The sequence below is a fragment of the Cryobacterium sp. N22 genome (genome assembly GCF_002929555.1).
GTDB lineage: Bacteria > Actinomycetota > Actinomycetes > Actinomycetales > Microbacteriaceae > Cryobacterium.
Genome location: NZ_PJJP01000018.1, coordinates 15,393 through 41,223, shown reverse-complemented (window position 1 = coordinate 41,223; position 25,831 = coordinate 15,393). Strand labels below are relative to the sequence as shown.

Annotated in this window: 25 protein-coding genes; 6 read left to right on the top strand and 19 right to left on the bottom strand. The window is 69.0% G+C overall.

From position 1 onward, the window contains the following. Together phnD and CXY76_RS01845 are read right to left on the bottom strand one after the other, a co-directional pair. Positions 1 to 972 (bottom strand): phosphate/phosphite/phosphonate ABC transporter substrate-binding protein, encoded by a 972-nt coding sequence (gene phnD / locus CXY76_RS01850; protein WP_104162590.1) that lies wholly within the window; start codon positions 970 to 972, stop codon positions 1 to 3. Positions 973 to 978: 6 nt separating this feature from the next. Beyond that, positions 979 to 1,749: an HAD family hydrolase gene (locus CXY76_RS01845; RefSeq protein WP_199190169.1), complete on the bottom strand. Its 771-nt coding sequence runs from the start codon at positions 1,747 to 1,749 to the stop codon at positions 979 to 981. A gap of 142 nt (positions 1,750 to 1,891) precedes the next feature. On the opposite strand from CXY76_RS01845, the gene CXY76_RS01840 reads away from it, so the two are divergent. Beyond that, a complete protein-coding gene (locus CXY76_RS01840) occupies positions 1,892 to 2,536 on the top strand; it encodes an amino acid deaminase (protein ID WP_104162572.1) in 645 nt (214 codons plus the stop codon). Positions 2,537 to 2,668: 132 nt separating this feature from the next. On the opposite strand, the gene purL is transcribed toward CXY76_RS01840, so the two are convergent. Then, on the bottom strand, positions 2,669 to 4,975 hold the full coding sequence (gene purL, locus CXY76_RS01835; RefSeq protein ID WP_104162571.1) for a phosphoribosylformylglycinamidine synthase subunit PurL: 2,307 nt from the start codon (positions 4,973 to 4,975) through the stop codon (positions 2,669 to 2,671). A 195-nt stretch (positions 4,976 to 5,170) separates the two neighbouring features. Between purL and CXY76_RS01830 the strand changes: the two genes are divergently transcribed. Further along, the gene (locus CXY76_RS01830) at positions 5,171 to 5,842 is read left to right on the top strand and encodes a hypothetical protein (protein ID WP_146073336.1); all 672 of its coding nucleotides are present in this window, start codon (positions 5,171 to 5,173) and stop codon (positions 5,840 to 5,842) included. Positions 5,843 to 5,984: 142 nt separating this feature from the next. On the opposite strand, the gene CXY76_RS01825 is transcribed toward CXY76_RS01830, so the two are convergent. Continuing rightward, a complete protein-coding gene (locus tag CXY76_RS01825; RefSeq protein WP_104162569.1) occupies positions 5,985 to 6,455 on the bottom strand; it encodes a DUF3817 domain-containing protein in 471 nt (156 codons plus the stop codon). A 118-nt stretch (positions 6,456 to 6,573) separates the two neighbouring features. Between CXY76_RS01825 and mgrA the strand changes: the two genes are divergently transcribed. Continuing rightward, entirely contained in the window at positions 6,574 to 7,599 is a 1,026-nt protein-coding gene (gene mgrA / locus CXY76_RS01820; RefSeq protein WP_104162568.1) for an L-glyceraldehyde 3-phosphate reductase, read from the top strand. 90 nt (positions 7,600 to 7,689) lie between these two features. Here the strand turns inward: mgrA and purQ are convergent, their stop codons facing one another. Genes purQ through kynA form a run of 5 tightly spaced genes read right to left on the bottom strand, consistent with a single transcriptional unit; the run spans position 7,690 to position 11,856 of the window. Further along, entirely contained in the window at positions 7,690 to 8,388 is a 699-nt protein-coding gene (purQ, locus tag CXY76_RS01815) for a phosphoribosylformylglycinamidine synthase subunit PurQ (RefSeq protein WP_104162567.1), read from the bottom strand. Then, positions 8,388 to 8,657 carry a phosphoribosylformylglycinamidine synthase subunit PurS gene (gene purS, locus CXY76_RS01810; protein ID WP_104162566.1) on the bottom strand — a complete coding sequence of 90 codons (270 nt, stop codon included), beginning with the start codon at positions 8,655 to 8,657 and terminating at the stop codon, positions 8,388 to 8,390. The genes purQ and purS overlap by 1 nt, the downstream gene beginning before the upstream one ends. Positions 8,658 to 8,696: 39 nt before the next feature. Further along, on the bottom strand, positions 8,697 to 10,016 hold the full coding sequence (locus CXY76_RS01805) for an aminotransferase class V-fold PLP-dependent enzyme (protein ID WP_104162565.1): 1,320 nt from the start codon (positions 10,014 to 10,016) through the stop codon (positions 8,697 to 8,699). After that, entirely contained in the window at positions 10,013 to 11,005 is a 993-nt protein-coding gene (locus CXY76_RS01800) for an amidohydrolase family protein (RefSeq protein WP_146073335.1), read from the bottom strand. The genes CXY76_RS01805 and CXY76_RS01800 overlap by 4 nt, the downstream gene beginning before the upstream one ends. Next, on the bottom strand, positions 11,002 to 11,856 hold the full coding sequence (gene kynA, locus CXY76_RS01795; RefSeq protein WP_104162564.1) for a tryptophan 2,3-dioxygenase: 855 nt from the start codon (positions 11,854 to 11,856) through the stop codon (positions 11,002 to 11,004). The genes CXY76_RS01800 and kynA overlap by 4 nt, the downstream gene beginning before the upstream one ends. A gap of 196 nt (positions 11,857 to 12,052) precedes the next feature. Between kynA and CXY76_RS01790 the strand changes: the two genes are divergently transcribed. Continuing rightward, positions 12,053 to 12,754, top strand: a complete 702-nt coding sequence (locus tag CXY76_RS01790) for a TetR/AcrR family transcriptional regulator (protein ID WP_104162563.1) — start codon at positions 12,053 to 12,055, stop codon at positions 12,752 to 12,754. Positions 12,755 to 12,873: 119 nt separating this feature from the next. On the opposite strand, the gene CXY76_RS01785 is transcribed toward CXY76_RS01790, so the two are convergent. Then, positions 12,874 to 13,773 carry a phosphoribosylaminoimidazolesuccinocarboxamide synthase gene (locus tag CXY76_RS01785; protein WP_104162562.1) on the bottom strand — a complete coding sequence of 300 codons (900 nt, stop codon included), beginning with the start codon at positions 13,771 to 13,773 and terminating at the stop codon, positions 12,874 to 12,876. Then, positions 13,773 to 15,041 carry a phosphoribosylamine--glycine ligase gene (gene purD / locus CXY76_RS01780; RefSeq protein ID WP_104162561.1) on the bottom strand — a complete coding sequence of 423 codons (1,269 nt, stop codon included), beginning with the start codon at positions 15,039 to 15,041 and terminating at the stop codon, positions 13,773 to 13,775. Before purD ends, CXY76_RS01785 begins: the two co-directional genes overlap by 1 nt. 89 nt (positions 15,042 to 15,130) lie before the next feature. Between purD and CXY76_RS01775 the strand changes: the two genes are divergently transcribed. Next, positions 15,131 to 15,493 (top strand): sterol carrier family protein, encoded by a 363-nt coding sequence (locus CXY76_RS01775; protein ID WP_104162560.1) that lies wholly within the window; start codon positions 15,131 to 15,133, stop codon positions 15,491 to 15,493. Here CXY76_RS01775 and CXY76_RS01770 read toward each other — a convergent pair. The 8 genes from CXY76_RS01770 to CXY76_RS01735 form a co-directional block, all read right to left on the bottom strand. Further along, the gene (locus CXY76_RS01770; protein ID WP_104162559.1) at positions 15,465 to 17,048 is read right to left on the bottom strand and encodes a glycoside hydrolase family 32 protein; all 1,584 of its coding nucleotides are present in this window, start codon (positions 17,046 to 17,048) and stop codon (positions 15,465 to 15,467) included. The two genes, CXY76_RS01775 and CXY76_RS01770, sit on opposite strands and share 29 nt — an antisense overlap. Further along, a complete protein-coding gene (locus tag CXY76_RS01765) occupies positions 17,045 to 18,145 on the bottom strand; it encodes an ATP-binding cassette domain-containing protein (protein WP_104162558.1) in 1,101 nt (366 codons plus the stop codon). The genes CXY76_RS01770 and CXY76_RS01765 overlap by 4 nt, the downstream gene beginning before the upstream one ends. Next, on the bottom strand, positions 18,142 to 19,125 hold the full coding sequence (locus CXY76_RS01760) for an ABC transporter ATP-binding protein (RefSeq protein WP_104162557.1): 984 nt from the start codon (positions 19,123 to 19,125) through the stop codon (positions 18,142 to 18,144). Before CXY76_RS01760 ends, CXY76_RS01765 begins: the two co-directional genes overlap by 4 nt. After that, on the bottom strand, positions 19,122 to 20,063 hold the full coding sequence (locus CXY76_RS01755; protein ID WP_104162556.1) for an ABC transporter permease: 942 nt from the start codon (positions 20,061 to 20,063) through the stop codon (positions 19,122 to 19,124). Before CXY76_RS01755 ends, CXY76_RS01760 begins: the two co-directional genes overlap by 4 nt. 13 nt (positions 20,064 to 20,076) lie before the next feature. After that, entirely contained in the window at positions 20,077 to 21,054 is a 978-nt protein-coding gene (locus CXY76_RS01750) for an ABC transporter permease (RefSeq protein ID WP_104162555.1), read from the bottom strand. 93 nt (positions 21,055 to 21,147) lie between these two features. Further along, positions 21,148 to 22,779, bottom strand: coding sequence for an ABC transporter substrate-binding protein (locus CXY76_RS01745; protein ID WP_233199511.1), 1,632 nt, complete (start codon positions 22,777 to 22,779; stop codon positions 21,148 to 21,150). Positions 22,780 to 22,879: 100 nt separating this feature from the next. Next, the gene (locus CXY76_RS01740) at positions 22,880 to 23,896 is read right to left on the bottom strand and encodes a LacI family DNA-binding transcriptional regulator (protein WP_104162553.1); all 1,017 of its coding nucleotides are present in this window, start codon (positions 23,894 to 23,896) and stop codon (positions 22,880 to 22,882) included. Between the two features lie 138 nt (positions 23,897 to 24,034). Beyond that, positions 24,035 to 24,979, bottom strand: coding sequence for a ribokinase (locus tag CXY76_RS01735; protein ID WP_199190168.1), 945 nt, complete (start codon positions 24,977 to 24,979; stop codon positions 24,035 to 24,037). A gap of 382 nt (positions 24,980 to 25,361) precedes the next feature. Between CXY76_RS01735 and CXY76_RS01730 the strand changes: the two genes are divergently transcribed. Beyond that, entirely contained in the window at positions 25,362 to 25,826 is a 465-nt protein-coding gene (locus tag CXY76_RS01730; protein ID WP_104162551.1) for a hypothetical protein, read from the top strand. The last annotated feature ends 5 nt before the right edge of the window (positions 25,827 to 25,831 follow it).

Here is a 25,831-nt window from a genome sequence, read left to right as displayed (position 1 = left end):
TTACTGCAGGCCCAGCTTCGTGGCCGCGTCGGCGACGACGGAGAGCGTCGACGGGTCGGCGGGCGCGAGCTTGGTGATGGAGTAGATGGAGGTGAGCACGGCGGAGCCCTCTTCGGTGGCGGAGTAGTCGGCCAGGGCGGTGGTGATCTTCTCCTGCAGCTCGGGGGAGAGGCTCTTGGTGAGTGCGACGCCGTCGTTGGGGATCTCGTCGGTCAGCGCGAACACGACGACCTTCTGGCCCACATCGGGCTTGTCCTTGGCCACGATGTCGCGGGCGTCCCAGAAGCTGAAGCCCACCTCGGCGTCGCCGTTATAGACGGCGAGCACGGATGCGTCGTTGGCGGTGACCGGGATCTGCTCGATGTCGGAGTCGGTGTCCAGGCCCGCGTTCTTCAGCGCAAGGATCGGGTAGATGTATCCGGCGGGGGAGCCCGGGCCGAGCACAGCCACCTTGGCGCCCTTCACCTTCTCGATCGCGTCGAGCCCTGCCGGGCCGGCGAGGGCGTCGGCGCCGTTGCAGAACAGCTTGCCGTCGCGTTCCACAGGGGTGTCGTCGCAGTACTTGTCCGGGTTGTTGGTCATGAACTGGGCGGGGTAGGTGATGTTGCCGTTGCGCTCGGTCTGGAGCACGACCGATGCGTCGTACATGTCGCTGGCCTGCCAGAGCTGCAGCGACGGCAGGAAGCCGATCTGGGCCTGGTCGGCGCCCATTGCTTCGACGGCGGCCTGGTAGTCCTTGGACACGACGCCCGTGACAGGGATGCCGAGGGCCTCGGTGAGCATATCGGTGAGCGGCGCGGCCGTGTCGACGAGCCCGGCCTGGTCCTGCGAGGGCACCAAGGCCAGGGTCAGCGACTCGGGGTCGGCCGCCGGGGTGGGCGTGCCTTCCGCTGCCGAGCTGGTGGCGCAGCCGGTGAGGGCGAGAGCGGCGAAGGACGCCGCCGCGACGAAGGAGAGTGCTTTCTTATTGATCACTGGTCAGCCTTTTTCTGTGGTGAGAGCGGTGGTGAAAGTGGGATCAAGCAAGGTGGTGCCTGGTGCGGGAGATGTGGCGGAATCGAGCCATTCCCGCAGAGCCGGATACAGCTCGTGCAGGTGGTCGGCCCGGTAAGTCGGGGTGGCGGTGCGGGGCGGCTGGGCGCCGACGAGCGCGGTGGTTGCGCCGCGGCGATGCGCGGGAGCAAGGTCGTTCTCCCAGACATCGCCGATGCTGGTGAGGTTGGCCGAGCTCGCACCGGCGGGCAGCCTGGCGAGCAGGCTGTCCAGCAGCGGGCCGAAGCCGTCCGGCTTGCCCACGGAGGTGTGCACGGCATCGAACGCCCCTGCCAGACCGAGCGCGGCGAGGGCTTCCTCGAGGCGGATGGCGGGGGCATTGGTGGCCAGCACCAGGTAGGCCGCCGGGCGGGCCTCGGCGAGGAAGTCAGCGAGGCCGGCGGGCGAGGTGACCGGGGCGGCGTGGGTCGCGAGCACGCGCCGGCTGGCCAGGTAGGCGGTGCTGCGGGCGCTCGCCGTCACGTCGTACTGCTCGGCCAGGAGGCGCACCAGGTCGTACCCGTCGATGGGCCGCTCGTCCCATCCGGTCGCCGACGGTTGCGCGGAGATATCGGTTTCGAAGCGGCCGAGGAACTCGACGGCCGCGGCGGTGGGCAGGCCGCCGGCGATGAAACGCGCGTAAGAGCGAATCGGTCCGTGTCCGAGGGAGACAGTCCCATCGAAGTCGAAGACCAACACCCGTTCGCGAGAAGGCACGCTCACTCATTCCTGTTCCGGCGCCCCTCGTGGACGCATGGTTCATGTTAGGAGTCACATATGGACTAAATGTCCGCGCCAGGTGAACAGGATGTAAACCTTCCGTCCAGACCCGTTTGCGCGAGGTGCCTACGATGGGCAGATGATGTTCGAGCAGATCGCCCGCGACGCCGAGACGGGACGCTTCGACGACTGGGCGCTGTCCACGGTGATCGACGAGAACGTCCAGTCCCCGGTGATCTCCAAGGCCGAGTTCCTCAGGTTGCACGCGGCGGCGGGCATCACGGCGACCTGGCCGATCGGCAACGCCGGTCTGATGCACGTCTACGGGTATCTGCTCTCGAGGGTGGTCACGCCGTTCGGTCTCAAGGGCGACCGCTGGCGAAACGGCGAGCTGGCCGGCCAGTTCGGTCTGACGCCCGCGGCATTCCTGCTCGACGCGGCGGATGCGGCCGGCGAAACGGTGCTGCAGCGGGTCACGGATGCGGCGCTGCCGCATCTGGCGCATCCCGCGGGTGCACGCGGCGACGTTCTGGTCATCGACGACGAGGTTCCCGGCGAGGCCACGTTCTTCCGCACCACCGTGGTGAGCGCACCCGGCCGATCCGGAGCGGCCCTGGTCTACGGAGTGCACGACGGCGGCCGGATGCGCGTGGTCACGGTCTTCCCGCTGGCCAATCCGTCCCCGGTGTCGCTTGACGCCCTCGCGGCCGAACCGCCACGGATGCGCTACAACGCCGCCCTGGCGGCCTTCCCGCCGCGCACGCCGCTGCGCCGTCGCCCCTGAGCCCCGTGCAGGAACGGCCCACTCGCGTGTTCACCCGCTTTCGCGGATGGTGCTTCTCGCGAAAGCGGCCGTGTGGTCGCTTCAGCGGTGCTGAAGCAACCATTCGCCCGCTCTCGCGAGAGGTACAGCTAGTTACGCGAACGCGTTCGGCAGCGTGCTGCGGTGACGCGACTGCAGCTCGGTCAGCGGCACCGTGAAGTAGTCCTGGATCTCCAGGACCGGAGCGGTCGCATCCGTCACGCCGATGCGCAGCACCGGGTAGTCGCGGCCCTCGCAGAGGCCGAGGAACTTCACGTCGTCCTCACGCGGCACCGAGACCAGCACGCGGCCGGTCGACTCCGAGAACAGGGCCACGGATGCGTCGACGCCGTCGCGCTCGAGGATGTCGCCGAGCCAGACCCGGGCGCCCACACCGAAGCGGAGCACAGCCTCGGCGAGGGCCTGTGCGAGGCCACCCGTGGAGAGGTCGTGCGCGCTGTCGATGAGCGCCTCGATCGACGCGGCGTGCAGCAGACCGGCGAGGTCGGCTTCGCGGCCGAGGTCAACCACGGGCGGCATGCCGCCGAGGTGGTCGTGCACCACGGCGCTCCAGGCGGAGCCGTCGAGCTCTTCGCGGGTGACGCCGAGCAGGTAGATGTTGTGGCCGTCGTCCTGCCAGCCGCTGGGCACCCGGCGGGCGACGTCGTCGATCACGCCGAGCACGGCCACGACCGGCGTCGGGTGGATCGGCTGGTCGCCGGTCTGGTTGTAGAACGACACGTTGCCGCCGGTGACCGGGATCTCCAGCTCGAGGCAGCCATCCGCCAGACCCTCAACGGCCTGGGAGAACTGCCACATGACCTCGGGGTTCTCCGGCGAGCCGAAGTTGAGGCAGTCGCTGATGCCCACCGGCACCGCGCCGGTGACGGCCACGTTGCGGTACGCCTCGGCCAGGGCCAGCTGGGCGCCGCGGTACGGGTCGAGCTGGCAGTAACGGCCGTTGGCGTCGGTCGAGATGACGAAGCCGAGGCCCGACTCCTCGTCGATGCGGATCATGCCGGCGTCGTCGGGGAACGAGAGGGCGGTGTTGCCCATCACGTAACGGTCGTACTGGTCGGTGATCCAGCTCGGGTCGGCCAGGTTGGGCGAGCCGAGCAGCGCGAGGAACTGCTCCTGCAGCGTCGCGGCATCCGTTGCGCGGGGCAGCGCGGACGCGGAGTCGGCCTGCAGGGCGTCGATCCAGGTCGGGTAGGCCACCGGGCGGTCATAGACCGGGCCGTCGACGGCGACGGTGCGCGGGTCGACGTTGACGATCTCTTCACCGTGGAAGTCGATGATCAGGCGGCCGGAGTCGGTGACCTCGCCGAGCACGCTGGTCTCCACGTCCCACTTCTCGACGACGGCGAGGAAGCCGGCGAGCTTCTCCGGCGTGACGACGGCCATCATGCGTTCCTGGCTCTCGCTCATCAGGATCTCTTCGGCGGTCAGCGACGGGTCGCGCAGCAGTACCTTCTCCAGCTGGATGTACATGCCGCCGTCGCCGTTGGAGGCCAGCTCGCTGGTGGCGCAGGAGATGCCCGCGGCGCCCAGGTCCTGGATGCCCTCGACGAGCTTCTCGCGGTACAGCTCGAGGCAGCACTCGATGAGCACCTTCTCGGCGAACGGGTCGCCCACCTGCACGGCGGGGCGCTTGGTCGGGCCGCCCTCGCTGAAGGTGTCCGACGCCAGAATGGATGCGCCGCCGATGCCGTCGCCGCCGGTGCGGGCCCCGAAGAGCACCACCTTGTTGCCGGCGCCGGAGGCGTTGGCCAGGTGCAGGTCCTCGTGGCGCAGCACGCCAACGGACAGCGCGTTGACCAGCGGGTTGCCCTGGTAGACCTTGTCGAACCAGGTTTCGCCGCCGATGTTGGGCAGGCCCAGGCAGTTGCCGTAGAAGCTGATGCCGGAGACCACGCCGTGCACGACACGGGCGGTGTCGGGGTCGTTGATGTCGCCGAAGCGCAGCGCATCCATCACGGCGACCGGGCGGGCGCCCATCGAGATGATGTCGCGCACGATGCCGCCCACGCCGGTCGCGGCGCCCTGGAACGGCTCGATGTACGAGGGGTGGTTGTGCGATTCGATCTTGAAGGTGACGGCCCAGCCCTCGCCCACGTCGAGCACGCCGGCGTTCTCGCCCATGCCCACCATCAGGTTCTTCTTCATGGCGGGGGAGACCTTGTCGCCGAACTGGCGCAGGTACTTCTTCGAGCTCTTGTAGGAGCAGTGCTCGCTCCACATGACGGAGTACATGGCGAGCTCACCCGACGTGGGGCGGCGGCCCAGGATGGTGCGAATCTCGGCGTATTCGCCGGGCGTCAGCCCGAGGGCAGCGTACGGCTGCTCCTTCTCGGGCGTGTTGATCGCATTGGTCACGGTGTCAGCGACGCCGCGGGAGGATGTATTGGAAACAGCGGTCACGAGTGGCGTTCTCCCAGAGATAGCGGATGCTTGACCCGCTTAGTCTACCGGCCCGCATCATCGCCGGGCCGGTGCCGTCTATCGCGCACGTTAGGGTGGCGCCAGGGGCACTGGTCCCTTCGAGCGGGGGGCTCAATGACACGTCACACATCCACATCCACCACCCGGCTGGCGCGGCGAGCGGCGGTCGGCCTGATGGCCCTGGGCCTGCTGCTGAGCGGATGCTCGACCGGGCCCGCGGCGGAGGCCCCGACGTCTGCACCGACAGTCACGCCGCCGGCCGATCCGAAAGAGATTGCGGCGGATATCGCGGCGACGTTCCCCACCGAGGCGGAGTGGCTGGAAAACTACGAGACGGGGGAGTTGTGCACGGCGGAGATCGCCGGTCTGACCAGTTGCGGCCAGGAGGTGATCGTGCCCGTCACATCAAGTAGAGGAAAGGGCCTCCGTGAGGGTGTCACCGCGGTGACCGCCGCAGTCGTGGCCTTGAACGTCGCCGAGTTTGGCACCGACGAGGTGGCGGAGGAGTGGGCCGGCAAGACCAAGGCCGCCGATATTCTGTTCACCGGCGACTTCGACATTCCCGCGAATGCCGAAACGAAATCAGCGGGGGCGCGCGGAACTGGCACGCTGGTTGACTTTGCCCGGGATGGCTGGGCCGGTTACCGGATGTCCCAGGTGTCCGAGGCAACCGGTTTCGACGGGAGCGCCCGGGATCCCGCAACCAGCACGAATTCGATCGTGATGACGAATGGACCGCTCAGGTTCAGCCTGAGCGTCTACTTCGCCAGCGCCGAACCCGGCGCGGGCGACGCCGAAACTGACGCCTGGCTCGACCGCGTCTTCGGGCCCGAGGAGACCGACTGACGGCGTCGGTCCGGTGGGCTAGGCGGGTCGGGCGCCGCTGCGCGGGTGGCGCGCCACCCGCAGAGCGGCGCGTGCCCCGCGCTCGACGAATGCGGCGCCCGGACGCGGGACCGAGGCGAAACGCCCGGCGCAGTGCAGGCGGCTAGCTCTGGCCGCCGGGCGGGCCCACCGTGAGCAACACCGTGAACACGGCGACCAGGCCCACCACGAGCACGGATGCCAGCAGCACCGGTCGGGCCAGCCCGAACCGAAGCAGCCGGCTCACCAGGGTGTGGTCGCGGGGGTCGTCCGTGGCCTCCCGGCGCCAGCCGCCGTCGAGCAGGTTTCGCCGCTCAAGCCAGCGGTCGAACGGGATCGTGGCGTAGGGCACCACGGCGGTGGCCACGGCGAGCAGCATCAGCCGGGGCCGCCAGTGCTGGTTCACGCCCACGAGCACCGCGGTGATCCCGTAGGCCAGGAACACCAGCCCGTGCACGAAGCCGCCCACCCGCACGGCGCCGTCGCCGAAGTCGCCGGGTGCGAACACGTACTTGAGCAGCATCGCGGTGATCAGGACGGTCCAGGTGATCGCCTCGGCGATGGACAGGATGCGGTAGAGCAGGCGGGGTGACACGGGGAGGACTCCGTAAGACAGAGGTGGGCGGGTAGGGTCCCAGCCTGTCAGGTCCGTCTGAGCGGAGCATCCGTCGAAGGTTTGACCCTTCGTCAGGCCACTGTGCCAGCATGAGGAGATGACGTACCTTCCCGCAGACACCCGTTACGACTCAATGCCCTACCGCCGCACCGGGCGCAGCGGCCTCAAGCTTCCCGCGATCTCGCTGGGCCTGTGGCAGAACTTCGGCGGCACCGTGCCCGTGGAGACGCAACGCGCGATCCTGCGGGGGGCCTTCGACCTCGGGGTCACCCACTTCGACCTGGCCAACAACTACGGCCCGCCCTACGGCAGCGCCGAGACGAACTTCGGCCGGATCTTCGGCGAGGACTTCTCCGCCCACCGCGACGAGGTGGTCATCTCGACCAAGGCCGGCTACGACATGTGGCCGGGACCGTACGGTGATTTCGGCTCGCGCAAGTATCTGCTGTCCAGCCTCGACCAGTCGCTGGACCGGATGGGCCTGGACTACGTCGACGTCTTCTACTCCCACCGGGCGGACCCGGACACCCCGCTCGAGGAGACCATGGGCGCGCTGCACACGGCCGTCACGAGCGGCCGGGCGCTCTACGCCGGCATCTCGTCCTACTCACCAGAGCGCACCCGGCAGGCCGCCGCGATCCTGGCCGATCTGGGCACTCCGCTGCTCATCCACCAGCCGTCGTACTCGATGTTCAACCGCTGGGTCGAAGACGGCCTGCTCGACACCCTCGACGACCTCGGGGTCGGCTGCATCGCCTTCTCCCCGCTGGCCCAGGGGCTGCTCACCGACCGCTACCTGAACGGCGTGCCCGAGGGCTCCCGCGCCTCGCAGGCCGGTTCGATGAGCCGCGACATGGTGAACGATGCGACGGTGGGGCGCATCCGTGCCCTGACCGAGATCGCCACTGAACGCGGCCAGTCGCTCGCCCAGCTCGCCCTGTCGTGGGTGCTGCGCCGCGAAACCGTCACCTCGGCGCTCGTGGGCGCGTCGTCGGTGCAGCAGCTGGAGACGAACATTGCCGCGATCGACAACCTCGTCTTCAGCGCCGAGGAGGTCGCCGCGATCGACGAGCACGCCGTCGACCTGGGCATCAACCTCTGGGAGCCGTCCAGCGCCGTCTAGGTCCGACCGGCGAGTTGCCCCTTAACGGACGAATTGCCCCGGCGCACCGGGGCAACTCGTCCGAAACAGGGCAACTCGGCGCAGAAAAACCTACGCGTTGACCAGCGAACGCTCGATCACCGAGGTGAAGAACGCGAGCCCGTCCACACCGCTGCGCATGGCGGCAACGGTGTCGGGGCCGAAGCCGGGCTCCACGGCGTGCTCGGGGTGCGGCATCAGGCCCACGACGTTGCCGCGGGCGTTGGTGATGCCGGCGATCTCGTTGAGCGAGCCGTTCGGGTTCACGTCGAGGTAGCGGGCGATGACGCGGCCCTCGCCCTCGAGACGGGCGAGGGTGTCTTCGGAGGCGATGAAGCCGCCCTCGCCGTTTTTCAGCGGGATGGTGATCTCCTGGTCAGCGGTGAAGCCGTTGGTCCAGGCGGTGTCGGTGTTCTCGATGCGCAGACGCTGGTCGCGGCAGATGAACGCGCCGGCCTCGTTGCGGATCAGCCCGCCCTCGAGCAGGTGCGCCTCGGTGAGCATCTGGAAGCCGTTGCAGATGCCGAGCACGGGCATCCCCTTGTTCGCGGCGTCGATGACCTCGGCCATGATCGGCGAGAGGCTGGCGATCGCGCCGGCGCGCAGGTAGTCGCCGTAGCTGAACCCGCCGGGCAGCACGAGCGCGTCAACGCCGTGCAGGTCGTGCTCGCCGTGCCACAGGGCCACCGGGGTGGCGCCGGCCAGGCGGATGGCGCGCTGGGCGTCGCGGTCGTCGAGCGAGCCCGGGAAGGTGACGACGCCGATGCGCATCAGTGCGTTTCCCCGGCGACGGCCTCGAGCACGAAGATGCTGGTGACGTCCTCGATCACGGAGTTGGACAGCACGGTGTCGGCGAGTTCCTGCACCTCGGCGAGCAGCGCGGCGTCCGCGGGGCCCTCCACGGTGAGTTCGAACCGCTTGCCGACGCGCACGCCGGTGAACTCGGTCTTGCCGAGGCGGCGGAGGGCGCCGGCGACGGCCTTGCCCTGGGGATCGAGCAGTTCTGCCTTGGGCATAACTTCTACGACGATGGTTGGCATGGCTCACTCCGTAAGACGTCGGGGGCGGATTCGTCGATTCTACAGGCCCGCAGCCGAGCCGAGTCCGGCCTGGCCGAGCAGGATGCCGCGCAGCACGTCCCGCACGGCCGCGACGCCGTCGTAGGTCTCCACGAAGCTGGTGCTCAGCGGCGACAAACCGATCCGCAGACCCTCCGGCGCGCGGAAGTCGGGGATCACGTCGTGCTCCCAGAGAATCCGGGTGACCTGGCGCATGGCCGGGTGGTTCACGGTGAGGTGGCCGCCGCGGTGAGTGTGCTCGCGCGGGGACGCCACGGTCACGCCCAGCGGCACCAGCCAGGCATCCACCAGTTCGAGTGCGAACTCGGTCAGCGCCACCGACTTGGCTCGCACCTGCTCGATGCCCACCTCGTCGATCATGGCGATGGTGTCCTGCATCGCGAGCATGCCCACGATCGCCGGCGTGCCGCTCATGAACCGGCGGATGCCCGCGGCCGGCACGTACTCCGGCCCCATCGCGAACACGTCTGCGGTGCCCATCCAGCCCTGGATCGGTTGGGACAGATCGGGTTGCAGCTCGGCGCGTACGTAGCCGAACGCGGGGGCGCCGGGCCCGCCGTTGAGGTACTTGTAGCTGCAGCCCACAGCGAGGTCGACGCCGTCCAGGTCGAGGTTCACCGGCACGGAGCCGGCCGAGTGGCACAGGTCCCACAGCACCAGGGCGCCGGCCTCGTGCACGGCGGCGGTGATCGCGGGCACGTCGGCGAGGTAGCCGGAGCGGTAGGCCACATGGCTGAGCACCACGAGCGCAGTCTGCGGGCCCACCACGGCGCGCACCTGGTCGACGGTGACGCCGCCCGTGGTGCCCGACTCGATCCAGCGCAGGGTGAGGCCGCGTTCGGCGGCGATGCCGGCCAGCACGTACCGGTCGGTGGGGAAGTTGTCGGTATCGAGCACGATCTCGCTGCGCGCCGGCAGCGAGTCCACGGCGGCTCGGGCGAGCTTGTAGAGGGTGACAGTGGTGGAATCGCCGATGTACACCTGGCCGGGAGCGGCGCCGAGGGCAGCCGTGCCGAGGGCGTCGCCGATGGTCAGCGGCAGCGCCATCCATTCGTCGTCCCAGCCGCGGATCAGCCGGCTGCCCCAGGCGGTGCCGAGGAAGTCGGTGATGCGTTCCACGCTGGCGATGGTCGGGCGGCCGAGGGAGTTGCCGTCGAGGTACACGATCGACGGCGCATCCGGGTCGGCGTTCGCGGTGGTGTCGGCCAGGCCCACGAACCGGCGGCGGTAGTGGGCGAGGCCGTCGATGCGGTCCATCCGCCGGGCGAACGCGAGATGGGCGTCGAGGCCCTCGGCAACGCTGGTGTCGTGCTGGGTCATGATCGGAGGTCCTCGAGGTCGGGCCGGGTGAGTGCGCGGGCGGGCAGTGAGCTGGCGGGCAGTGCGTGGGCGGAGAGTAGCCAGTCGGTGAAGCCGGCCAGATCGTGGGGGTCGGTGGGTCGGTCGCCGGGTACAACGGTAACGGTCCCGGCCGGGGCGGGACGGTCGACGGATGCTGCGGCGCCGGATGCCGTGTCGACGGATGCGGCGGCCGGCCGGCTCGGGAAGTCGGCGGTGAGCGCCGCGAGCACGTCGTCGGGGGAGAGGCCGCAGGTCAGCAGCGCCTCGATCTCGCGCCGGTTGAGCCCGACCGGCAGCGGTCCGTTGCCGAGGTCGGTGCCGTAGAGCACCCGGCCGCCCGCAGCGTGGAACCGGGCCAGGTTGTCGCACGCCACGGAGAACGCCGCGGTCGGCTCGCCCCAGCCGTGGATGTCCAGGGTGCTGATCCAGGTCATCCGGCCGGCCATCGCGCCCAGCAGCGCATCGGGCAGGGCCTCGCTGAAGGGGGTGTGCGCCAGCAGGTCCACCCCGGCGTTGAGGGCGGCCGCGGCCTGGCCGGCGCCCTCGGTGTGGGCGGCGACGGGCAGCATCCGAGCGTGCGCCGCCACCACAATGGCCGCGAGGGTGTCGGGCGCGAGCACCGGACCGGCCGCCGAGTTGAGCGTCACCTTGATCAGCGAGGCGCCGGCCGCGACCTGCCGGGCGACGGCGATGGCCGCCTCCGACGGTGACGCCACGGGGCAGGCGCTGCCCGCGGGAGCCCAGGCCTGCCGGCTGGGGTAGCCGCCGGGGGCGCCGAGAAACTGGCCGGCGAACCGGGTCTCGAGAAAGTTCGCGGTCCCCTCCGGCTCAGCGCCCGTGGGGTCGTCGGAGGGCGTCCAGCCGCCGAGGTCGAGCACCCGGCCGATGCCGCCGGCGGCCAGCCCGGCCGGATTGATCAGCGCCAGGTGCACGTGCGCATCCAGGAACCCGGGCAGCAGCACGGTCACCGGCCCACCTCGGTGCGCACGGCGAACAGCTCGGGGAAGAAGGTGAGCTCGAGCGCCTTCTGCAGAAACCCGGCGCCGCTGGAGCCGCCGGTGCCGGGCTTCATGCCGATGATGCGCTGCACGGTCTTCAGGTGCCGGAATCGCCAGAGCTGGAAGTTGTCCTCGAGGTCCACGAGCTCCTCGCAGGCCTCGTAGACGGTCCAGTTCTCGGTCTCGTTCTCGTAGATGCCACGGAAGGTCTGCACCAGTTCGGGATGCAGCACCCAGGCCTCGGTCACGTCGCGTTCGAGCACCATGGCGGGGATGTCGAAGCCCTGCCGATGCAGGTAACGCAGGAACTCGTCGTAGATGCTCGGCGCCCGGTACACCTCGGTCAGCAGAGCGAGTGCGGCCGGGTCGTCCGCGAAGACCTCGAGCATGCGCGGATGCTTGTTGCCGAGCACGAACTCCACAGCCCGGTACTGGTACGACTGAAAGCCCGACGAGCTGCCGAGGAAATCCCGGAACTGGGCGTACTCGGTGGGGGTCAGCGTGGCGAGCACCGACCATTGCTCGGTGAGGGTGCGCTGGATGTGCTTGACCCTCGCGATGCCCTTGAGCGCCGGCGGCAACCTGTCGTTCCGCAGGTGCTCCGCGGCGGCGCGCAGCTCGTGCAGCACCAGCTTCAGCCAGAGTTCGGTGGTCTGGTGCTGGATGATGAAGAGCAGCTCGTCGTGGTGCGCGGGCGTGCTCACTGGCGTCTGCGCCGAGAGCAGGGTGCCCAGGTCCAGGTAGCCGCCGTAGCTCATCCGCTCCCGAAAATCGGTCACGATCTCCGCCTCGAGGTCGCGGCTGTTGTTCTCGACTGGCACTGGTTCCTTCCCCGCCGGGCGCGCGTGGTGCCCCCGGTTCCGTTCCCTGAATTGTGTGGGCTGGGAAGCGCACGCGCAACATGCACGGCCCGACACGCCAGGGTGATGCCGGCATCCGCCCGCGCCGGCCAGAACCTCAGCGGCCGGGGAGGGCTCCCTCCGCGACCTTGCAGGAAGTGGATCTAGAATCGACCCCATGACTACCTCTGCCCGGCCCCCGCAGGACGCGTCTCAACCGCGGCGCCGCGACGCCCGGCAGAATCGGGAACGCCTCATCGACGAAGCCCGCAGCATGATCGCCGAGCACGGTGTTGACGCCTCTCTCGAGGAGATCGCCCGCCGCGCCGACGTAGGCGTCGCCACCCTGTACCGCAACTTTCCCACCCGCGACGACCTGGTGCGGGCCCTGTACGACATCGCCCTCGCCGAGTTGTTCGCCGTGCGCGGCGAGATCGAGGCGGCACCGTCGGCCTGGGCGGGTGTGGTGCTCTACACCGAACGCCTCGCCGAGTGGCTCGTGGCCGACCCGTCGCTGCCGCCCATCCTCAAGCGGATGGCGACCATCGATCCCACGGCGCGGCCGTCGGTCGAGCTGGAGAGCTTCATCACCTCGCTCATCCTGCAGGCGAAGAAAGACGGCGACCTGCGCCCGGATGTCGACTCGATGGACCTGGCCGTGCTCGTCACCATGATCGGCTCGCTGGGCACCCTCGGCGGCGGTTACACCGGCCAGTGGCGCCGGCAGCTCTCCCTCGTTCTCGACGGGCTGCGGATGCCGGAGAAGCCCCGGCCCAAGCTGCCCGGGCGCCCCCTGAGCGTCAAGGAGTTCCAGGCCACGGTGCACGGCCTCACTCGTCGCGCCAAGCGCGCCGCCCGCGGTTCCCGCGCCGCCGGCTGACGCGCCGCGGCTACGCACGCACAGACGCCACCGGAAAAAAGGACAAAGCGCGCAAAAAAGGACGCAAGAGCCGAAATGGTCCTAATTTGGTGACTATTTCCTTATTTGCGGCGGCCGGGCTACCCGGCGGTCAATAGTCCGAGCAGCTCGCGGTACCGGGCCGCGGTCTGCGCCACGATCTCGGCGGGCAGCTCCGGCGGGGTGCCGGTCTGGTCCCAGTTGGCGGCCAACCAGTCGCGCACGATCTGCTTGTCGAAACTCGCCATGCGCTCACCGGGGGTGGCGCCGTCCAGCCAGCGCGCGGCATCCCAGTACCGACTGGAGTCGCTGGTGAGCACCTCGTCGCCGAGGGTGAGCAGGCCGGTGGCGCGGTCGGCGCCGAACTCGAACTTGGTGTCGGCCAGGATCACGCCGGCGGTCTCGGCGATCACGGATGCCCGGCTGAAGATCTCCAGCGACGCGTCCCGCAGCGCCGCGGCCACGTCGGCCCCCACAAGCTCCACGGTGCGCTCGAACGAGATGTTCTCGTCGTGCTCGCCCATCGGGGCCTTCCACGCGGGAGTGTAGATCGGTTCGGGCAGCCGGTCGCCGTTCTGCAGTTCGGGGGGCAACGGGATGCCGCAGACCGTCTGGCTGGCCACGTACTCGAGCCAGCCGGAGCCGGTGAGGTAGCCGCGCACGACGCACTCGATGGGGTACATGTCCAGGGTCTTGCAGAGCATCGCCCGGCCGGCGACGGCGGCGGGGATCAGGCTCGTCGCGTCGAGCGCGTGATCGGGCACGAGGTGGTTGGGCACGCCGTCGAGCTGGTCGAACCACCACAGGCTCAGGGTGGTGAGCAGTTCGCCCTTGCCGGGGATGCCCGGTTCGAGCACGTGGTCGAACGCGCTCACCCGGTCGCTGGCCACGACGAGCACCCGGTCGGCGGAGGCGAGGTCGGACTCGCCGGCCGGCACGTACAGGTCGCGCACCTTGCCCGAATACACGTGCTGCCAGCCGTCCAGCTGCAGCGCGGCCATCAGTTCGCGACCTTGGCAGCGATGTCGCCGCGGTGCTGGGAACCCTCGAGCCCGATCAACCCGACGGCCTCGTAGGCGCGCGCGCGGGCCTCGGTGAAGTCCGCACCAACGGCCACGACGCTGAGCACCCGGCCACCGGTGGCGACCAGCGCCGAACCGTCCAGCGCGGTCGCGGCGTGCGCGATGGTCACACCGGCCACCGTCGCGGCGTCGGCCAGCCCGGTGATCGTACGTCCGGTCACGGGGGTCTCCGGGTAGTTCTCGCTGGCGATCACCACGGTCACGGCGGCGTCGGCCGAGAACTCCGGGCGGGGCAACCCGGCTAGTTCCCCGGTCGATGCGGCCAGCAGCAGGCCGCTCAACGGGGTCACCAGGCGCGGCAGCACCACCTGGGTCTCCGGGTCGCCGAAGCGTGCGTTGAATTCGATCACCCGGATGCCGGCATCCGTGAGAATCAGCCCGCAGTAGAGCAACCCGATGAAGGGGGTGTCCTCCGCGGCGAGCCGGCGCACGGTGGGCAGCGCGATCGTCTCGATGACCTCGTCGACGAACGCGGTCTCGCTGCCGAAGCCGGCGTCGAGCCAGGGCAGCGGCGAGTAGGCGCCCATGCCGCCGGTGTTGGGGCCCTCATCGTTGTCCGCGAGGCGCTTGTAGTCCTGGGCGGGGGAGAGCGGCAGCACGGTGTGGCCGTCGCTGAGGAAGAAGAGGGAGACCTCCTGGCCGGAGAGGAATTCCTCGACCAGCACGGCGCCGTGCTGCAACCAGCGCACCGCGTGGGCGAGGGCGTCGTCACGGTCGGTGGTGACGAGCACGCCCTTGCCGGCGGCCAGGCCGTCGGCCTTGACCACGTAAGGAGCACCGTATTCGTCGAGCGCGCCCTGCGCCTCGGCGAGGTTTCCCGCTCGCACGGCACGGCCGGTGGGTACGCCGGCCTCGTCCATGATGCGCTTGGCGAAGGTCTTGCTGCCCTCGAGGGCGGCGGCGGCCTGGCCCGGGCCGAACACGGGGATGCCGCGGGTGCGCAGGGCGTCGGCGACGCCGGCCACCAGCGGTGCCTCCGGGCCCACCACGACGAGGTCGATGTTGTGCTCCTGGGCGAAGTTCGTCACCACGTCGGAGTCGGTGGGGTCGAGATCGACCACAGGCACGTCCGCAGCGATGCCGGCGTTGCCGGGTGCGGCGATCACGTGGGGTCGCGGCTCCTCACGCAGGAGGGCAGTGACGATGGCGTGCTCGCGGGCACCGGAACCGAGGACCAATATTCTCACCGGATCAGGCTACCCGGCGAACGCGATCGCGCGCACCCGCCGCGACCCCGCGGGTCACAGAACGGGGCCCGAGACGGCAGACTGGGAGCATGGCACGAGCGAGAATCGATGACGGGTTGGGCAGGACCGCCGTGAAGGCGTACCTGGCCGACGAAGCGGGCGCGACCCGCGACACCCGGGCGCTCGCCGTGCGGTACACCCTGCAACTGCTCGCCGAGCAGGCCGAGGGCAACACGGTCGAGGTGCGCGTTCCCCCGTTCGGCGCCACGCAGTGCATCGCCGGCCCCCGGCACACCCGCGGCACCCCGCCCAACGTGGTCGAAACCGATGTCGCCACCTGGCTCGGCCTGGCCACCGGCACACTGACCTGGACCGACGGCCTCGCCTCCGGCCGCATCCACGCCTCCGGGCAGCGCGCCGACCTCAGCGCGGAACTTCCGCTGTTCCCCTGAAGCCCTGCGGTTCGGGCCACAGACGGCGCGGCGCGTGCCAGATGTCGGCCATCCGCCACGATTCGGCCTCGTGCACCTGCACGCGGCCGCGGATGCCGGCGAACTCTACCCCGTTCGCGTCGGGTCGGGTCGGGTAGACCCGGCACGCCAGCGGTTGCCCGTTGACGAAGATCTCCAGCGCGGAGTGATCGACGAGCACACGCACCTGGATGAGCCCGTCGACATGCCGGATCGGGCCGCCGCGCGGGGTCGCGTCCACGCTCGGGTCAAGGCTGCTGGCCGTGCGGATCAGTTCCAGGGTGACGTCGGCGTGCGTGTCGTCTGGCCGGCTGAACCGGATGACAGTGCGCTCGGCCCCGTCGTCGGTGGCCCGCACGACCAGTTCGGCCGCGGATCCCGGCTCCAGGTGCAGCTCGGCCACGATGTCGATCTGGTCGCCAGGGGTCAGGCCCACACGGCGTTCCCCACCGATGAGCGTGAACCCGCCCAGCCGCACGTGGTCCCGGCGCAGCGTCTCCAGTTCCGGCACCGGCTGCTGGCGCAGGGTGCCGTCCGGGGCGCGGGTGACCAGTCGCGGCAACGACATGACGCCCGACCACCCCGCCGTCTCGGCCGCCGCGTCGGAGCGGCCCTCCTGCAGCCAGCCGAACATCACCCGGCGGCCCCGCGCATCCTGGGTGGATTGCGGCGCATAGAAGTACCGTCCGCCGTAGTCGAGCCGATGCAGTGCTGTGCGCTCAAACCGGGTGCCGCTGTAGCGACCCGTGAGGTACAGCGTGTGCCGGGTCACCCCGTCGTCCCACGCGGAGAACACGAGAACGTCCGGGTCGACCGGTTCGTCGTCGGCGCCCGCGGGTTCCAGGCGGAACAGGTCCACGCACTCCCACATGGTGCCGGTCCAGTCGTCGGCGGTGGTCTCCCGGTCGCCGCTGTCGCCCACGATCAGCGGGCCGAGGTAGCTCCAGTTCCGCAGGTCCGGGGATTCATAGAGCAGCGCGGTGCCGCCCTGGCCACGGATGCCGGAGCCGATGAGTTGCCGCCAGCCGCCGCCCGGGTGCGGCCACACACAATGATCCCGAAAGGCCGTGAGCTCGAGCGACTCCGGCGGTGCGGAGATCACCGGGTTGGCCGCATCGGCGACCCACTCGGTGAGATCCATCGACCCCACGGCGACGCAGGGCAGCTCCCGGTCACCACGGCGGCCCGAATACACCAGCGTCGGCACCCCGTGGTCGTCTACGAGCACCCCGGACCAACACCCGTCGGCATCGGCGGCATCCGCGGCGTCCCCCGGGACCAGGGCCACCGGGGCATCCGTCCAGGTGACCAGGTCGGGGCTCGTCGCGTGCCCCCAGTGGATGCGGCTGTGCACGGCCTTGTGCGGGTTGTACTGGTAGAAGAGGTGGTACACGCCGTCCCAGTGGCTCAGGCCGTTCGGGTCGTTGAGCCAGCCGGCCGGGGACACGAAGTGGAACCGGGGACGGTGCCGGTCGCCCTCCGCGCGCGCCACGAGGGCATCAGGGCGGTCATCGTTGGTCTCGAGAAGCGGGTTCACCGGGCAGCCTTCCTGGTCGATGCCGGGGCGGAGTCGTGAGCGGAGTCGAGCTCGGAGTCGAACTCGGAGTCATGGTCGGTGAGCAGCGGATTGCTCAAGGCGGAGACCTGCGGCGCGTACAGGTGGCAGCGTACCCAGTGATCGGGGCCGACGGTGTGCCGCACCGGCACGCTTCTGCTGCAGTCCGGTCCCTGCCACGGACAGGTGGTCGGGGCCAGCACAGCCTGCCGCAGCCGCGCCCGGTGAATCGGGTCGTAGCGCACGGTCCGGGCCGGATCCGGAACGGCCGACAACAGCAACCGGGTGTACGGATGGGACGGGTTCTGCATCAGCTCCAGGGATTCCCCGCCCTCGACGAGGGCTCCGGCGAACATCACGAGCGTGGTGTCGGCGACATACCGGGCCGAGGCCAGGTCGTGGGTGATGAACAGCATCGAGATGCCGCGCTCGTCACGCAGCCGGGCCATCAGGTTGAGGATGCCGATGCGCACCGAAACGTCGAGCATCGAGGTGGGCTCGTCGGCGAGGATGATCTCGGGGTCCACGGCGAGCGCCCGGGCGATCGACACCCGTTGGCGCTGCCCGCCGGACAGCTCGTGCGGGTAGCTGTCGAGCATGTCTTCGGTCAGCCCGACCGTGCGCATCAGCTCAGCGGACTGGCGGCGCACCTCCTGGCGGGTCCGTGCCTTGCCGTGGATGCGCAGGGGCCGTTCCAGGAAGTGTTCCACCCGGTGCGCCGGGTTCAGCGAGCCGAACGGGTCCTGGAAGACCATCTGCACCGTCCCCCGGTACCGGCGGGACGCCGCCGACTTCTCGGTCTTGAGCACGTCCCGGCCGCCGACGACGATCGACCCGGCCGTGGGCCGTTCCAGGCGGGCGAGGGCTCGGGCCACTGTGCTCTTGCCGCTGCCGGATTCCCCGACCAGGGCGACGATCGTGCCGCGGGGAATGTCGAAGTCGACGTTGTCCACCGCGCGCACGCTTCGTCGGGAGAACAGCCCGCCGAGCGGGAAATCCTTCGTGAGCCCGCGCACCCGCACGCTGACGTCGTCGATCGGGGCCGTGCCGGGTCGGCGCTGGCCGGTGCTTGTCGTCATGCTGCGGTTCCTTCGATGCTCGTACGCGGGTGCTCGGCCACAAAACGTCCAGGCGCAACCTCGCGGAGGTCGGGGATGTTGCCGGAACAGTTGGCCAGGTCGGGTGGGCAGGAAACGTGGAAGGAACAGCTCCCCGCGGAGCCGTCGGCCGCGCGCACCGAATCCGACAGGCCGGTCAGGCGAACGCGCGGACCGGTCAACGGCGGGAACGCGTTCATCAGCGACAACGTGTACGGATGCAGGGGACTGTCGAACATGAGCTCGGCGTCGGCCATCTCCACGAGACGGCCGCTGTGCATCACGGCCATGCGGTGAGACAGCTCCACCATGAGGGACATGTCGTGGGTGATGAAGAGCACGGAGAATCCCAGCTGCCGCTGAAGATCGCTGATCTGCGCCATGATCTCCTGTTGCACGACCACGTCGAGCGCGGTCGTCGGTTCATCCATGATCAGCAGCGAGGGCTCCAGGGCGAGGGCCATCGCGATCACGGCCCGTTGGCGCATGCCGCCGGAGAGCTGATGCGGGTAGGAGTCCAACCGCACCGGATCGATGCTGACCAGGCGCAGCAGCTCGGCCGAACGGCTGCGGGCCTGTTTGACCGACAGCCCCTCGTGGGTGGTGAAGATGTCCACCATCTGGCTCCCGATGGTCATCACCGGGTTGAGCGAGTTCATGGCGCTCTGGAAGATCATTGCGATCTCCTTCCAGCGGAACCGGCGCAGTTCTTCTCCGCGCAGGGCCAACAGGTCCCGGCCCTTGAACCTGATCTGCCCGCCCGTGATCTCGGCGGGGTCCTTGAGCAGCCGCATAATGGCGTTGGCGACCGTGGATTTGCCGCAGCCGGATTCGCCGGCCAGGCCGAAGATCTCGCCCTCACCGATGCTGAACGACACATCGTTGACGGCGACCACCTGGCGGTTGGCACCGTGGTATTCCACTCGCAGGTTGGTGACCTCGAGGATCGGCGTGGTGCTCATGCGCGGGTCCGTCCTTTTTTCGTCGTGCGCAGCCGGGGGTTCGTGACCTCGTCGACGGCGTAGTTGACCATGGCCAGGGCGAATGCCACCAGCGCGATGCACAGGCCGGAGGGCACGAAGGCCCACCACGCACCGGTGAACAGTGCTCCGTCGTTGCTTGCCCAGTAGAGGTTGGTGCCCCAGCTCACGACGCTTGCGTCGCCGAGGCCGAGAAACTCGAGGCCCGCCTGGGCGCCGATGCCGAAGATGACGCAGGCCAGGAAGGTGCTCATCACGATGGAGGCCATGTTCGGCAGGATCTCGCGGAACATGATGCGCAGCGGATGCTCGCCCGTCACGACCGCGGCGGCCACGAAGTCCTTGCTGCGGATGGATAGCGCCTGCGAGCGCAGCACCCGGGCCGAACCGGCCCAGCCGGTGATGATCAGCACCACGACGACCGTTCCGATGCCCGGCGGCAGGAACGCCGCGAGGATCACCAGCAGCGGCAGCCCGGGGATCAGCAGGAAGACGTTGGTGACCAGGGAGAGCAGGTCGTCGATGACCCACCCGAAATAGGCCGAGGCCACGCCCACCAGGAGCCCGACCAGCGTCGCCGCCGCTCCCACGACGAAGCCGACCAGCAGGGAGGTCCGGGCGCCGTGCATGGTCAGGGCGAGAATGTCCTGGCCCTTGGCGGTGGTGCCGAACAGGTGCTCCAGCGACGGGGGCTGCGAGGCGATCGCGGTGATGAGCGACGGGTTTCCGGGGGCCAGCAGCGGTGCCGCAAGCGCGACCACGCCGAACAACAGCAGCACGGCGGCCCCGAAGGCGGCCTTGCGATTGCCCAGGATGCCGCGAATCAGGCCGCGGCGTGGCCGGCGGCCGGACGCCGGCGCGGTGGCGGGGTCATCCGGTGTGGCCAGCGCCACGGTTTCAGAGGGAGTGGTGACAGACATGGTGTTCTCCGTCTCAGCTCACGCGCACGCGCGGGTCGAGGCGCACGTACACGATGTCAACCAGGAAGTTGGCAACGAGCACGGCGGCCGTGATGGTGAGGAAAATGCCCTGCATGAGCGGGTAGTCGAGACCCTGCACGGCGGCGAGCAGCTGGTAGCCGACGCCGGGGTAGGCGAAGACCACCTCGGTGAGCAGCGCACCGCCCACGATGAAGCCGAAGGACATGCCGAACGCGGTGACGCTGGGCAGCATGGCGTTGCGGGCGGCGTAGCGGAACATGATGCGGTTGTTCGTCAGGCCCTTCGCCTCGGCCATGAGGATGTAGTCCTCCGCGGTCGTGGCGATCATGGTGTTGCGCATGCCGAGCATCCAGCCGCCGATCGAGACCAGCACGATGGTCAGTGCGGGCAGGAACAGGTGGGTGGCGATGCTGGAGAGGAAGGTCCAGGACAGCTCCGGCGTCATCCCGGCGTCGAAGGCGTGCCGGATGGGGAACCAGCCCAGCACCACCCCGAACAGGTAGAGCGCAGCCATGGCGAGCCAGAAGTACGGGAACGAGCCCACGAAGACCAGAATCGGCGGGAAGACGGAGTCGAGGACGCCGCCGCGTCGCCAGGCGGCGAGGATGCCGAGAAGGTTGCCGATGACGACGGCGATCACCAGTGCGGTGCCGCCGAGCAGCAGGGTCCAGCCGATCTGGCTTCCGATGACCTCCGAGACGGGGGTGGGAAAGCGGGAGATCGATACGCCCATCTGGCCGGTGAAGATGTTCTGCACGTAGCTGAGGTACTGCTGCCAGATCGGGCGTTCGTCGAGGCCGAACAGCTGGCGCAGCTGCTCGATCTGGTGAGGCTGCATCTTGTTCGCCGCCTGGGCGAACATGCGGGTGACGGGGTCGCCGGGCATGAAACGCGGCAGAAGGAAGTTGAGGGTGATCGACACCCAGAAGGCGAGGAGGTAGAAAGCCAACCGCCGCACTATGAATCGCACAGGTTGTGCTCCGTTCTTGACATGGCAATGGGGCGGCTGCCGGTGCCGGGAAGCCGCGGGGGCGGCACCCCCGGGAAGGGGTGCCGCCGAACGCTACTTCGTGACGGGTTCCAGGCTGGTCAGCACGAGAACTGTCGTGGGGGATTTGGTGGAGAGCGTGGCGTACGGGTCGCTGGCCGTGGGCCATCCGGTGAAGCGGGTGTCGGTGAACATGCCCCATTCCGGACCGGCGAACAGCGGGATGACCGGCGCTTCGGCGTCGAACTCGGCCTGCAGGCCGTTCACGGCCTCGGTCTGGGCGGCCTCGTCGGAGCTGGCGGCGAAGGTGGCCAGCAGGGCGTCCGCCTCCGGGCTGGCGAAGCGGTGGTAGTTCTCGAAGGTCTTCTCGCCGACCGGTTTCACCGTCTCGGACGACATGACGCCGCGGAAGAACTGGTACGGCGTCGGTGCATTGTTGCTCCAGACGATTCCGGTGTCGAAGCTGCCGTCTTCGTAACTGGCCACGACCGTGGGCCAGTCGGGCGAATCGACGGTGGCGGTGATACCGACCTCGGCCAGGTTCTGCGAAATGATGGTGGCCGCGGAGAGCCAGTCCGACGAGGCGGAGCCCACAGAGATATCCAGGGTGAACGGGGACCCGTCCGGAAGGGTGCGGGTGCCGTCGGCGCCGAGGGGGTAGCCCGCGGTGTCGAAGAGTGCATTGGCCGCGTCGACATCGTGCTTCGTCCAGTCGCAGGATGCGGCGGTGTCGGCATCCGTCCAGGTCGTGTAGGCGCCGGAGAGGCCGGTGCAGTCGGCCGGGGCCGTGTAGCCGTTCATCGCGATGTCGGTGACCTGCTCGCGGTCCACGGCCATGCTCAGCGCCTTACGCACGTTGACGTCGTCGAAGGGAGCCTTGGTGGTGTTCAGCTGCCAGTTGATCATCGAACCCGTGGACGGGAACCAGAATTGGCGGTGTTCGGGGTCCTTCGCGACGAAGGACTTCTCGATGTCCGGCATGAACTGGTACGCCCAGTCGACCTCGCCGTTGACCGCGGCGAGGTTCGCCCCGTCGTTGCCGGCGAAGGCGAGCATGCGGATGCCCGCGATCTTCTGCTTGTCGGGCTGCCAGTAGTTCGGGTTCTTGCCCAGGTCGAAGCTCTGGCTCTGGAAACTGGTGACCTCGGTGTACGGGCCGGTTCCCACCGGGGTGCCGTTGGTGTCCTTGGCGGGGTCGTCGATCTCTTCCCAGATGTGCTGGGGAACGATGATCTGCTGGCCGATTTCGTACAGGGCGGGGGAGTAGGGGCGGTTCAGGACGAACCGTACCGTCTGGTCGCCGTCTGCTTCGACGCTGTCGAGGTAGTCGAAGCCACCGAGAAGCTCCTTCTGCAGCATGAAGGTGTACGCGACGTCCCCGGCGAGCATGGGTTCACCGTCGGACCACAGGACGCCGTCGCGCATGGTGAAGGTGAGCTCGAGCCCGTCGTCGCTCGCGACCCAGTCGGTGGCCAGCCACGGGGTGGTGCCGCCGTCGGCCGGGTTGTACACGAACATCGATTCGTAGATCGCCTGCTGCGTCATCGGTGCCGCGTTGGGGGTGAACGGGTTGAAGTTGCGCGAGAAGGTGCCCATGTCCTCGCGCGGAATGGTGAGCAACTGGTCGCCGGAGGTGTCGATGGCGTTACCGCCGCCGGTGCACCCGGCAAGCAGCACGGCACCGGCGAGGACCGCGGTCAAAGCCACGGCCGATCGGCTCTTTCGTATGGAGTGTGGCATTATGGTTGTGTCCTTTCATCGACGCTGAGCGCGTGGTGGGGTGGCAATGCGTCGGTCTGATTCGCAGTCAGACCGACGCACGTTCAAGCAGCGGGCAGTCGATCAGCATCCGGTTGGTGCTGAGCGGTTCCCCGGCTATGAGCGCAGCGAGCATGGTCACGCCCACCGCACCCATCTGCTCGAAGGGCAGCGCCACCGTCGTGAGGCGGGGGCGAAGGAATTGGGCGATGATCTCCTGGTTGTCGAAGCCGACAACGGCGATGTCCTGCGGGATGCGCAAGCGGCGCTCCTTGATGGCGTCGTATGCTCCCATGGCCATGCGGTCGTTGCCGCAGAAGAACGCCGTTGGCGGCTCTGCCCCGTCGAGCAGGGCCGCGGCGGCGTCGTAACCGCCGTCGGCCAGGGCATGACCGTAGACGATCAGTTCGGGGTCGACGCTGATGCCGGCTTCGGCGTGGGCGCGGTCATAGCCGGTTCGGCGACCGAGGGCCGCCGGCATGGCGGGATCGAGGTTGATGAACGCAATCCGGGAATGCCCAGCGTCGAGCAGCCGCTTCGTTGCGCGGTAGCCGCCCATCTCCTCGTCGGGTACCACGCACGGGAACCGGTCCTCGGGGTCGAAGCAGTTGATCAGGACCGTGGGCACCTCGAGGGCTGCCGGCGGCAGCGAGACGGCGCGGTGCCAGGTGGTGGCGTAGATGAGTCCTTCGACGCGTTGTTCGAGCAACTTCTCGATCGCGGCCGTCTCCATGGCCTGGTCGCCCTCGCTCGAGGCGATCAGCACGAACTTGCGCTCGTCCCAGGCCGTGTCCTGCACGCCCTTGATGATGTCCACGGCGAACGGGGCCGTGACGATCTCCGTGATGAGGCCGTACCAGTCGCTCTTCTGTGCGGCGAGGGCCTGCGCTCCGGCATTGGGCCGGTAGCCGAGAGCGTCGACGGCCTCAAGGACTCGCTGCCGCGTGCTGTCGGGGATATTGGCGTTCTCGCGGTTGCTCAGCACGAACGAGACCGTGGTGCGCGATACGCCGGACCGAGTCGCGACATCCGTCATCGTCACGTTGCGGGTCCGCTTGATCGCCATTGCCCACTGCCTTTCGTCATTGAAGTGCTGAACCGACCACTATCCCGCGTTACTAACGCGCGTTAGTCGATGTTGCAACTGTAGCGATCACGATTCAGGGGTGTCAAGAGCTTCCGCACATCCGGTACCCGGCGGCGCCTAGGCCAGGATCGCGGCGACTTCTGCCAGCGACGGCATCGAGCTGGTGGCACCGTGCCGGGTCACCGAGATCGACGACGCGACGGTGGCCCAGCGCACGGCGTCGATCATCCGTTCTTCGGAGATACCGCCGCGCACGCCGGTGACCAGGTCGGCGGAGGCCAGTCGGGCCACCAGGGCACCCACGAAGGTGTCGCCGGCGGCCGTGGTGTCCACGGCCGTGACGGGCCGTGCCGGTGCCAGGCCGAGCGCGGTGCCGTCGTAGGCGACGACGCAGCCTTCGGCACCCAGCGTCACGATCGCCCAGGTGCGACCGGCGCTGAGCACTTCGGCGGCCCGAACCGGGTCGCTCTCGCCGGTGAGCTCGGCGGCCTCGATCTGGTTGGGCACAATCAGGTCCACCGACGCCAGGAAACCCGTGGGCAACGGAACGACGGGCGCCGGGGTGAGCACCGTGAAGACGCCGTTCGCCTGGGCGATCGTGATGCCCGCCGCGAGCGCCTCCACCGGAAGCTCGCACTGCATCACGAGGAACGAGGCCTGCTGGATCGTCGATTCCTGCGCCGCGGTGAGCGCGGTCACCGCGGCGTTGGCGCCGGACACCACGACGATCGAGTTCTCGCCGGAGTCCACGACGGAGATGTGCGCGGTGCCGGTCGGCGCCGATACCTCGGCCAGGCCGGCCGCACCGATGCCTTCGCCTGCCACGAGGTCCCGCAGGTCGCGGCCGTAGGAATCCGCGCCGATCGCGCCGATGAAATCCACGGCCCCGCCCTGCCGGGCCGCGGCGACGGCCTGGTTGAGCCCCTTGCCGCCGGGAATCGTGCTGAATTCGCTGCCGAACATGGTCTCGCCCGGCTTCGGCAGGCGGGGTTGCCGCACCACGAGGTCCATGTTGGCGCTGCCGAGCACGGCGATCCGGCTGGTTGTGCTGAAATCGTTCACCGGCCCAGTCTGCCGGATGGCGCATCTCCGCGGCAGCGCGGCTGAGCGCCCGACCGCACCGGCAGCACAATCGCTGTATTCACTCTCCTTCACCCTCATCCACTCGCATTCTCCGCGAGAAATACGTGGGCCTCTCCCGCGAGATGACACGTGGGGCCCGTGCGGATGCCCAGAACAGGCCCGACGTGTCCTCTCGCGTCGATCTCGTTCCGCGAGATGACACGTGAGGCCCGTCGCGCGGCCGTGCAGAGGCCTCAACTGGCCGCTCGGCAGCTCCTGCCGCACCTGCGCGCCCAACCGGTCCGCCGGCCGGCCCGCACGCCGAATATCGCCAACGCCCCTGCGCAGGCAGCATCCGGTTTCTCCATGCGACAATAGAGGAGTGAGCTCCGCAGATCAGCACGGTGACGCCGAGACGCGAGCGTCCGGCAGGGTTCCGCCAGCCGCGACCCGGCCCGACCCGGTCGTCGTCGCCGGCATCCCGGTGCCCGTCGAACCCACCGAGACCGTTGTCTCGGAGGAAACCCTCGTCGTGCGTCGGTCGCCCAGGTACACCAGCTTCATGATCGTCGGCGCCGTCGTGGGCGCACTCCTGGCCCTGTTGCTCACCGTGATCTTTCCGCGGAACGCCGACTTCGATCCGGCCCAGGTCTTCGGATTCCTGCTGCTGGGCGGCGTCGCGATCGGTGTCGCGGTCAGCTGCCTCATCGCGATGGTGCTCGATCGAATCGTCGGGCGCTCCTCAACCACGGTCCTCGTCGATAGACTTGACGCGAACTCAACAAGCGCCTTCGAGGCTCCGGATCCTGGATCCGACCCCCAACCTTCCAACGAGAATTCCAAGTAAAGGGG